7 protein-coding genes and 1 other annotated feature are annotated in these 10688 nt (G+C 43.6%); of the genes, 6 read left to right on the top strand and 1 reads right to left on the bottom strand.

Features of this window, described 5'->3' with window-relative positions; genetic code table 11:
- Positions 1–804: 804 nt before the first annotated feature.
- The 6 genes from BJR36_RS19225 to BJR36_RS19250 all read left to right on the top strand — a co-directional run bounded on the left by BJR36_RS19225 (position 805) and on the right by BJR36_RS19250 (position 9813).
- Entirely contained in the window at positions 805–1878 is a 1074-nt protein-coding gene (locus tag BJR36_RS19225; protein WP_091237055.1) for a carbamoyl phosphate synthase small subunit, read from the top strand.
- The gene (gene carB / locus BJR36_RS19230; protein ID WP_091237056.1) at positions 1878–5075 is read left to right on the top strand and encodes a carbamoyl-phosphate synthase large subunit; all 3198 of its coding nucleotides are present in this window, start codon (positions 1878–1880) and stop codon (positions 5073–5075) included. The genes BJR36_RS19225 and carB overlap by 1 nt, the downstream gene beginning before the upstream one ends.
- A 183-nt stretch (positions 5076–5258) precedes the next feature.
- A complete protein-coding gene (locus BJR36_RS19235) occupies positions 5259–5624 on the top strand; it encodes a hypothetical protein (protein ID WP_091237057.1) in 366 nt (121 codons plus the stop codon).
- An 81-nt stretch (positions 5625–5705) separates the two neighbouring features.
- Positions 5706–7481, top strand: a complete 1776-nt coding sequence (gene argS / locus BJR36_RS19240; RefSeq protein ID WP_091237058.1) for an arginine--tRNA ligase — start codon at positions 5706–5708, stop codon at positions 7479–7481.
- A gap of 70 nt (positions 7482–7551) precedes the next feature.
- On the top strand, positions 7552–8532 hold the full coding sequence (locus BJR36_RS19245) for an aromatic ring-hydroxylating oxygenase subunit alpha (protein WP_091237059.1): 981 nt from the start codon (positions 7552–7554) through the stop codon (positions 8530–8532).
- Between the two features lie 120 nt (positions 8533–8652).
- Positions 8653–9813, top strand: coding sequence for an N-acetylmuramoyl-L-alanine amidase family protein (locus tag BJR36_RS19250; protein WP_091237060.1), 1161 nt, complete (start codon positions 8653–8655; stop codon positions 9811–9813).
- A 144-nt stretch (positions 9814–9957) separates the two neighbouring features.
- On the opposite strand, the gene BJR36_RS20610 is transcribed toward BJR36_RS19250, so the two are convergent.
- Positions 9958–10290: a hypothetical protein gene (locus BJR36_RS20610; RefSeq protein WP_207648920.1), complete on the bottom strand. Its 333-nt coding sequence runs from the start codon at positions 10288–10290 to the stop codon at positions 9958–9960.
- A gap of 42 nt (positions 10291–10332) precedes the next feature.
- Positions 10333–10570: a binding site (T-box leader), on the top strand.
- The last annotated feature ends 118 nt before the right edge of the window (positions 10571–10688 follow it).

Here is a 10688-nt window from a genome sequence, read left to right on the forward strand (position 1 = left end):
AGCGTTGGAATATAAATTGTAGAGCCGTATACGAGACCCGTACGTACGGTTCAATGAGAGGGAAATAATACTAGCTATTATTTCTCTACTCTATTATAGGAGTGAAGTGTCAAAAGCCCATTTACAAAATAATATTCGTCAATTTGCACAAGTTTTTATAATGAGGACGTTATGCAAAACATGTTGATTCGCAGCGCGCTCTCGCTTAGATGAAGACGTAGTGGTACGTAAGGCCGCAAAATACGCGGCCAAAGTACCAACGTCTTCATAAAGCTGCTCATCAATTCATGTTTTGTATCACTGTTTGATAGAGGGAGAATGTGCAAATTGACGAAGCCGAACGTTACAAGAGGGCTCTTGACACGCTAATCTTTAAAGGAAATAAATAAGTTCGTCCTATTTTACAGAAGTTTGGTATGGATGCATAATAATGTCTATAATTTGCATAAATATACAATAAATGTTGACTTTCAGGACATTTATGTGTATAATTAAAATATGCTTGAGGTAAGCGAAAAAAGAGCCGGTCAGATATATTCAAATCCGGTGTACATAAAAAAGATTGAACAGGAGCGAAAAAAAGGGTTGTAATTTGTTTTGTTCTATGATAAAATCTTTACAATTTGAGAACAAAGACCACCCCCCTAAAATTTTTGGGTTTATAGTGTCTTTTTTTTTGAGAAAAAGTAAAAAACAACAATAAGATTTTATACCTTAGCGTCAGCTTTTTTTTTGCACAAAGGCAGCAAGCCGGCAGAAAAAGAAGCTTTTTTTACAAAATATGAAAGGAATTAAGGTGGTATGATGAAGGCTTTTCTAATACTCGAAGATGGTACCGTATTTACAGGAACCAGCATTGGTTCAACCAGGGAAGTAATAAGCGAAATAGTATTTAACACATCGATGACAGGATATCTGGAGGTTCTTACAGATCCGTCCTATGCAGGACAGGCAGTTGTAATGACTTATCCTTTAATAGGAAATTACGGAATTTGCAAGGAAGACATGGAATCATCAAAACCATGGCCGGACGCATATATAGTCAGGGAACTTTCAAGACTTCACAGCAACTTCAGAAGCGAAGGAAGCATTCAGGACTTTTTAGCAGAAAACGATATTCCCGGAATCAGCGGAATCGATACAAGAGCCCTTACTAAGATTTTAAGGGAAAAAGGTACCTTGAATGGTATGGTTACAACAAATGAAAACTTCAACCTGGAAGAAACAATTGCAAAAATCAAAACATATACTACAGGCAAAGTTGTAGAAAAAGTTACCTGCAGTGAAAAGAGAGTATTAGCTGGAAATGGGAAAAAAGTTGCATTAATGGACTTTGGAGCTAAGAAAAATATCGCTAAATCCTTAAATGATAGAGGATGTGAAGTAACAATTTACCCTGCAGCAACAACAGCAGAAGAGATCATCGCAACAAATCCGGATGGAATTATGCTTTCAAACGGCCCTGGGGATCCGCAGGAATGTACAGAAATAATCAAGGAAATCAAGAAACTGTATGATTCGAATATTCCGATCTTCGCAATCTGCCTTGGACATCAGCTCATGGCCCTCGCAACCGGCGGAGATACCCACAAGATGAAATACGGACACCGCGGTGGAAATCATCCGGTAAAAGATTTAAGCACAAACAAAGTATACATTTCCTCACAGAATCACGGATATGTAGTTGATACTGATAAAATGGATCCTTCGATTGCAGAAGTAAGCTTTGTGAATGTAAACGATGGAACAGTAGAAGGCCTGCATTATTTAGGAAAGAACATCTTCACAGTGCAGTTCCATCCAGAAGCAAGTCCTGGACCACAGGATTCAGAGTTCCTATTCGACGAGTTCATAAAGATGATGGAGGTGTCTAAATAATGCCAAAGAATCCAAATATTAAAAAAGTATTAGTAATCGGTTCAGGCCCTATCGTAATCGGACAGGCAGCAGAATTCGATTATGCCGGAACACAGGCATGCCGTTCTCTTAAAGAAGAAGGCATCCAGGTAGTTCTTGTAAACTCAAATCCGGCAACAATCATGACGGATAAAAATATAGCTGACAAGGTTTATATCGAACCGCTTACTGTAAAAGTTTTAGAACAGCTTATTCTTGAGGAACGTCCAGACAGCGTCCTTCCGACTCTTGGCGGACAGGCAGCCCTCAACCTTGCAATGGAACTTGACGAGTCAGGTTTCCTGAAAGCAAACAATGTTAACCTGATCGGTACGACTCCTGAGACAATCAAAAAGGCAGAAGACAGGCATGAGTTCAAGGCTACAATGGAAAAGATTGGCGAACCATGCGCACCTTCAACGGTTGTAACGAATGTACCTGACGGTATGGCATTTGCAAACGAAATCGGCTATCCTGTAGTTTTAAGACCTGCCTATACATTAGGCGGCAGCGGCGGAGGTATCGCTGAAACAGAAGAGCAGCTGATCGACATCCTTTCAAACGGTCTCCGTTTAAGCCGTGTTGGCCAGGTTCTTGTAGAACGCTGCATCTCAGGCTGGAAGGAAGTAGAATATGAAGTAATGCGTGATGCCAACGGAACATGTATCACAGTATGTAACATGGAAAACCTTGACCCTGTAGGCGTTCATACAGGCGACAGTATCGTTGTTGCACCTTCCCAGACGCTCGGAGACAAGGAATACCAGATGCTGAGAACTTCAGCCCTGAACATCATCAGCGAGCTGAACATCACAGGCGGATGTAACGTGCAGTACGCACTCCATCCGACAAGCTTCGAATACTGTGTAATCGAAGTTAACCCGAGGGTTAGCCGTTCTTCTGCACTTGCATCAAAAGCAACAGGATACCCGATCGCGAAGGTTGCAGCTAAAATAGCTTTAGGCTATAACCTTGACGAAATCATGAATGCAATCACAGGAAAGACCTACGCAAGCTTCGAACCGATGCTTGACTACTGTGTAGTTAAGATACCAAGGCTTCCATTTGATAAATTCATCCATGCAAAGAGAACACTCGGAACACAGATGAAGGCGACAGGCGAAGTAATGAGCATCTGTACAAATTTCGAAGGCGCGCTTATGAAAGCCATCCGTTCACTTGAACAGAACATCGACAGCATGATCTACGGCGACCTTGCAGAACAGACAACGGAAGCCATCGTGGAGATGTTATGCCGCGTGGACGACAGAAGGATCTTCGTTATTGCAGAAGCTTTAAGAAGAGGAATCACATACGAACAAATCCACGAAATCACAAAAATCGATTTCTGGTTCATCGATAAAATCGCAATCCTTGTAGAGATGGAAGACGCCCTGAAGACACAGCCTCTTACAGCTGAACTTCTGGCTGAAGCAAAGAGGATCGAATATCCTGATAAGGTGATTGCAAAACTTACAGGAAAAGATGCTGTGGAAATCAAGGCAATGAGAAAAGAAAACGGCATCGTGGCAGCCTACAAGATGGTTGATACATGCGCGGCGGAATTTGAGGCGGCAACTCCTTATTACTACTCATGCTTCGGAAGCGAAAATGAAGTTCTTGAAACCCATCCTAAGAAGAAAGTGCTTGTACTTGGTTCAGGCCCAATCAGAATCGGACAGGGTATCGAATTCGACTACTGCTCAGTTCACTGTACATGGGCATTCAGAGAAGAAGGATATGAAACAATCATCATTAACAACAACCCTGAAACAGTAAGTACGGACTTTGATATCGCTGACAAGCTCTACTTCGAACCGCTTACTCCGGAAGATGTTGAAAGCATTGTAGACATAGAGAAACCGGACGGAGCAGTCGTACAGTTCGGCGGACAGACGGCAATCAAACTGACAGAAGCACTCATGAAAATGGGCGTTCCAATCTTAGGAACTTCTGCAGAAAATGTAGATGCTGCGGAAGACAGGGAGCTGTTCGATGCAATCCTTGAAGAATGCTGCATTCCAAGACCTGCAGGAACTACAGTATTCACAACTGAAGAAGCCCTTAAGGCAGCAAACGAACTGGGATACCCTGTACTTGTAAGACCTTCTTACGTACTCGGCGGCGCCGGCATGCAGATTGCAATCTCTGACCAGGATATCGTTGAATTCATGGAAATCATTAATCGTACGGTTCAGGAACATCCAATCCTGGTTGATAAATACCTTGTAGGTAAAGAAATCGAAGTCGATGCAGTATGCGATGGCGACGAAATCCTGATCCCAGGCATCATGGAACACATTGAACGTGCCGGAATCCACTCGGGAGACAGTATTTCGGTATATCCTTCACAGAGCCTTACAGTTAAGACTAAGAAGGTAATCGAAGACTATACAAGAAAGCTTGCACGCTCCCTTCACGTAATCGGTCTCATTAACATCCAGTTCATCGTATGCGATGAAGAGGTTTATGTAATCGAAGTAAATCCACGTTCAAGCCGTACAGTTCCATACATCAGCAAGGTGACCGGAATTCCGATCGTAGAACTTGCAACAAAGGTAATCATCGGACATAAGATCAAAGACCTGGGATACACTCCGGGACTTCAGCCTGAAGCGGACTACTTCGCAATCAAAATGCCTGTATTCTCTTTCGAAAAGCTCCGCGGTGCTGAAATCAGCTTAGGACCTGAAATGAAGTCGACAGGTGAGGTTCTCGGAATAGCGAAGACCTTCAATGAAGCTCTTTACAAAGCATTTATCGGTGCCGGAATCGTACTTCCAAAATACAAGAAAATCATCATGACTGTAAAAGATTCGGACAAGCTTGAAGCGATTGAAGTAGGAAGAAGATTCGAAGCTCTTGGTTACAAGATTTACGCAACAAGAAGCACTGCACGGGTTCTGAATGAACATGGCATAAATGCAGAGAAGATCAATAAGATCGAGCAGGAATCGCCAAACCTTATGGATCTCATCTACTCACATGAAATCGACCTCGTAATCGATACTCCGACCCAGGGCGTTGATAAGAGCAAAGACGGCTTCCTGATCAGACGTAATGCCATTGAAACAGGCGTTAGCGTGCTGACATCACTGGATACGGCAAATGCCCTTCTTACAAGCCTTGAGAGCGCAAATGACCGGGGACTTACACTGGTGAATATTGCGGGAATCTAAAAGATTCTAAACTCTGGAATCATAAAGAGGCACAAAAGCCTTAGAATAAAGCGGGTGCAAAATATCATGCATATTTTGCACCCGTTTTCTTATGAAAAGTGCTACAATGTTATTAAAACAGGTAGCTGTGAGTGACGTGTTCCTGAGCAGCTGCGGAAAAATAAAAACAGGGGGTACGGAATTATGAATAAAATTTTAAGAGGGTTTGTCAATGAGGCAAATGGAGAACAGAGCAGTTTTTATTTTGAAAACACAGCAAAGAACATTGCATCGTTTATCCTTAAGAATGAAGCTGATTCAAGGGAAATAAAGATTGAGACGATATTCGGGGACACAGTTTTAGAAACCAGAGGCAGGGACGGAATCCTTTCGGGCGAGGAAACATACATCGATGAGGTATCCCTGATTTTGAAATCCATGAAAGCGGGAGAAAGCAAAGCAGAAGACATCGCCTACCTTGAACCGGGCAATCAGGATGGACATGATGAATTCGATTCCGCAGATCTTGTGCAGGATGAATTTGAAGATATAACGGAAGACGACCTATAATCTTTAAGAGTGGCATTTTATATGGAAAAGTATTATAATTTTGAATATGCATGAAACGAAAAGATACTCAGGAGGAACAGGATGAAAAAAATACTTGATTTAATAGCGATCGAAATAGCAGCCGCGTTCAAAGAATGTGGATATGATGAAAACTATGCAAAGGTTACTTTATCAAACAGACCAGACTTATGCGAATACCAGTGCAACGGAGCCCTTCCGGCTGCAAAGGAGTACAAGAAAGCGCCAATCATGATTGCAAATGAAATCGTTGCAAAACTTGAAGGAAGCAGCATGTTCTCCGAAACAGCAGCAGTAATGCCTGGATTCATAAATATAAAATTAAATACAGATTTCCTTGCAGATTATATTTCGGGCATGGGAAGCGAAGAATTTCTGGGATGCGAAAAAACAGAAAATCCCAAGACAATCATAATCGATTACGGCGGACCGAATGTCGCTAAGCCTCTCCACGTTGGGCATCTTCGTTCAGCAATCATCGGCGAAAGCATCAAGAGGATCGGCAGGTTTTTAGGACATAACATGATCGGTGACGTCCACCTCGGCGACTGGGGTCTCCAGATGGGACTTATTATAACGGAACTAAAAAAACGCCAGCCGGATCTGGTTTATTTTGATGACAGCTTTGAGGGAGAATACCCGGAAGAAGCTCCGTTTACAATTTCCGAGCTTGAGGAAATCTACCCTGCAGCCAGCGGACGCTCGAAAGAGGATCCTGAATTCAAAGAAGAAGCCATGCAGGCGACTTTCCTTCTTCAGAACGGCACCAGGGGCTACATGGCATTGTGGAACCATATTCTGAATGTTTCCGTGAACGACCTTAAGAAAAACTATGAAAATCTGGACGTATCCTTTGAATTGTGGAAGAAGGAAAGCGATGCCCAGGCATACATTCCTGAAATGGTAGCATATATGAAAGAGGGCGGATATGCCCACATCAGCGAGGGAGCGCTGGTAGTTGATGTTAAGGAAGAGACTGACACGAGAGAAATTCCTCCGTGCATGATTTTAAAATCAGACGGCGCATCCTTATACAACACTACTGACCTTGCAACGATCGTAGAGAGAATGAAGCTCTTCAACCCGGACGAGATTATCTATGTCGTTGACAAACGCCAGGAACTTTATTTTGAACAGGTATTCCGCTGCGCAAGGAAAACGAAAATCATCAGGGATGACACAAAACTGAAATTCTTAGGGTTTGGAACCATGAATGGAAAAGACGGAAAGCCGTTCAAGACAAGACAGGGCGGCGTTATGCGTCTTGAAAACCTCATTTCAGACATCAACGAGGAAATGTACAAGAAAATCAACGAAAACCGTACTGTTTCAGATGAAGAAGCAAGGGCTACGGCCAAAATCGTCGGCCTTTCAGCTGTAAAATACGGAGATCTGTCAAACCAGGCATCCAAGGATTATGTGTTCGACGTTGACAGGTTTACCTCCTTCGAAGGAGATACAGGTCCGTATATTTTATATACGATCGTCAGGATCAAATCAATTCTTGCAAAATATGCAGAACAGAATGGCGGGCAAGCACTGGCGGAAGATAAAACAGTAATGCCTGCAGCCAGCGAAAGTGAAAAGAGCCTCATGCTTGAGCTTACAAAATTCAATTCCATGATGGAATCAAGCTTCGAGGACATCGCGCCTCACAAGGTATGCGCATTCATCTACAGCCTGGCAAATGCATTCAATAAGTTCTACCATGAAACAAAAATCATTTCAGAAGAAGACAAAAACCAGCAGAAGAGCTGGATCAACCTTCTCCAGCTTACAAAAGAAGTTCTTGAAGTGTGCATAGATGTGTTAGGATTCAAAGCTCCTGACAGAATGTAATACATGAAAACGAGGCCGCATTCTTTCAACAGGAAAGATATGCGGCATTCGCTTTATAAGGGGGATACCTGTGATAAAAAATCAGTGGTATGCGGTTTTGGACGCCAAAGAACTAAAGAAGAATAAGCCGGCCGGAGTTACAAGATTTTCCGAGAAGCTTGTATTCTGGCGGGACGAAAATGATAAAATAAGCTGTATCCATGATCAGTGCTGCCACAGAGGTGCAAGTCTGAGCGCCGGCAGAATAAGTAATCATCATGTGGAGTGTCCGTTCCATGGCTTCCAGTATGATTCGACAGGAAAAGTCACCACGATACCGGCTAACGGCAAGAATAAGAAAGTACCGGGGAATTTCAAGGTAAAATCCTATCTGGCAAAAGAGGCATATGGCTTTATCTGGGTCTGGTACAGCGAGCGGAAATCGGATGTCCCAGAGATTCCATTTTTTGAAGAACTGAAAACGGGATTTTCCTATGGCGGATTTCAGGAACAATGGGGAGTGCATTATACCAGGGCAATTGAAAACCAGCTGGATGTGGTGCATTTACCATTTGTGCACAAGACAACCATTGGAAGAGGGAACCGGAAACTGGTCAATGGACCGGTGGTGAAATGGAAGGATAATCTGATGACCTTCTATGTGATGAATGAGGAAGACCGGGGGCAGACGCCCCAGGATCCGGATACAATAGAAGATTATGAAAAACTATTCAGCCTGCAGCTTCAGATGCCTAATCTGTGGCAGAACAGGATTTCCGAGCAGGTCAGGATCGTTGCGGCCTTTGCACCAATTGATGAAGAAAATACGATGATATATATCAGGTTCTATCAGCGGTTTGTCAAAATTCCCGTTATAAGCCAGCTGGTAAACCGCATAAGCAATGTTTCGAATAAAATCATTCTGCATCAGGACAGGAGAGTGGTAATCACCCAGTTGCCAAAGAAAAGCGAACTTGTCATGGGAGAGAATCTGATCCAGGGGGATTTGCCGATTATTAAATTCCGAAACAGAAGAGAAGAGTTGAAAAGAAGAGCAAAAGAAAAAGAATAGTTAAAAGAAGAGAAGAGCAAAAGGAAAAGTTGAATTGCGGGCTGCACAGATCTATGGGGATGAATGATGTCTGTGAAGCCAATGGTAAATTTATCTAGATGAACGAGAGGATATAGAAAAATGAGAATTGCAGACATAAAAATCAAGGGCAAAAAGCCGCTGCTGCTGATCATAGCAGCGGCAGTTGTCCTTGCGGCAGTCGTTCTGGCCGTGTATGGCGTTACCGGTGGATTTGGAAAGACGGGAAGCCACAAAGGCGATGGTGACAATGGAGGGAATGGGAATAATGGAGGAAAGGGTTCGAAAAATTCCGGCAGTGTCACGGGAGAAGGAATCACGGATTCCAATGACAAGGAAGAAAACCACGCTGAAAAATATGCAGCCATCGACAGTTCGCTGTTTTTGGCGGCTAAAGAAGATACAGGAAACAGGACGGTTGAAGAGGGAATAAAAGAAGAACGTCATCTGGCTGAGCTGGCAGAGCAGAAGGCCAGGGCGGAGACCGAAGCAAAAGCTGCAGCGGAAAAGGCGGCAGCTGAGGCAAAAGCGGCTGAGGAAAAGACAGCAGCCGAGGCGAAAGCCGCAGCGGATAAAAAGGCCGCAGAAGCAGCGCAGAATGCGTATGTACCGCCGTCAGGAGGCACAACAGGAGGCCATATCGTTGCAATTGACGCAGGGCACCAGGCGAAGGGTAATAACGAGCAGGAGCCAATAGGTCCTGGAGCCACCCAGACGAAACCGAAGGTGTCTTCCGGTACAAGCGGATGCGTGACAGGCCTTGCCGAATATCAGCTGAACCTTAATGTCTCGCTGAAACTGAAGGCAGCCCTTACCCAGAGGGGATACACGGTTGTCATGATCAGGGAGACCAACGACGTCAATCTGAGCAATAAGGAAAGGGCGGATATTGCAAACCGCTCGGGAGCGGAAATCTTCCTGAGGATCCATGCCGATTCCTCTACGGACAGCAGCGTCACCGGGGCAAGCGTTCTATACCCTTCCCCGTCAAATCCCTATGTGGCCAGTCTGAGCGCTTCCAGCAAGGCACTATCCAGTGCGGTTGGTACACGAATGTGTCAGGCAGCAGGAGCAAAGTTCAGGGGAACCGTTGCCAGCGACACCATGAGCGGCATAAACTGGTGCACGATTCCGGTTGCAATCGTGGAGATGGGCTTCATGAGCAATCCCGATGAGGACAGGAAGATGGCTTCCGACGACTACCAGAACAGGCTGGTGCAGGGAATGGCTGACGGGGTTGACGAATACTTTGGGAGCAGATGATTTTTTAAAGTTCGCTCTGTTTGTCATTTGCTCATATTTAACTTGAATAGTCTGAAATAGGTGAGCCACACCTGTGTTTTTAAAAAACCCCCGTCTAATGAATAGAAAACTAATTTTATCCATTAGATGGGGGTTTCTGATTTGTTATTTTTTTGGCAACGTGTTTTGATAAATAGTCCCAAAGATTTGAGAGTAAACAATCTTAATATTCGCTTCATTTTCAATATTTTTATATAAGCCATATCCCCAGGAATTAAATGAATCATCCTTATATAGGAATCCCATGGCATATGTCAGGTCCTCACTCGAATGTTCCATGTTTATAAAGAAGAATGGAATTTCAGACTCCTTACAAAAAGTTGTATATTTTGCTGGCACGCTGTCGTTTATGTTGTCCTGAACAATGAAAACCGCATCATACTGAGAAGCAAATGCACTTTTTTTACAAATAAATTTGCGCCAGAAAAACATTGACAAAATGCAGGAATAAGGTTAATATAATTTCAAATAGTTATATAAATAAAACCGATGAGCAAGAGAAGTAACCTTTTGAAACATTTACAGAGAGCTGCAGGTGGTGGGATTGCAGTATTGGGAAGAATGGCGAATGGGCTTGCGAGGGCAAACTGAAATGATAAAAAGTAGGGGCGACGGGTGCTGGACGTTATAGCAGCTAATGTATGTTTGTACATAATGAGAGCATTCGGAAGAATGAATTTAGGTGGTACCGCAGAAGAGTATATCTCCTGTCCTATAGGTTTATAGGATAGGAGTTTTTTGTTGTGTGCCAGGCATGGCACTAATCTAGCTGGTGAAAGTCCAGCCACGGGTATTTACCGCCAAGTGTAGTGAACCACAAGTTGGTATCAGTAATG

Origin of the sequence: Anaerobium acetethylicum (genome assembly GCF_900096945.1) — a bacterium.
Classification (GTDB): Bacteria; Bacillota; Clostridia; order Lachnospirales; family Lachnospiraceae; genus Anaerobium; species Anaerobium acetethylicum.

Excerpts from the sequence above, each read along its gene's own strand:
- BJR36_RS19250 (WP_091237060.1), top strand. The coding sequence starts at position 8,653 with ATGAGAATTGCAGACATAAAAATCAAGGGCAAAAAGCCGCTGCTGCTG.
- BJR36_RS19225 (WP_091237055.1), top strand. The coding sequence starts at position 805 with ATGAAGGCTTTTCTAATACTCGAAGATGGTACCGTATTTACAGGAACC.
- carB (WP_091237056.1), top strand. The coding sequence starts at position 1,878 with ATGCCAAAGAATCCAAATATTAAAAAAGTATTAGTAATCGGTTCAGGC.
- BJR36_RS19235 (WP_091237057.1), top strand. The coding sequence starts at position 5,259 with ATGAATAAAATTTTAAGAGGGTTTGTCAATGAGGCAAATGGAGAACAG.
- argS (WP_091237058.1), top strand. The coding sequence starts at position 5,706 with ATGAAAAAAATACTTGATTTAATAGCGATCGAAATAGCAGCCGCGTTC.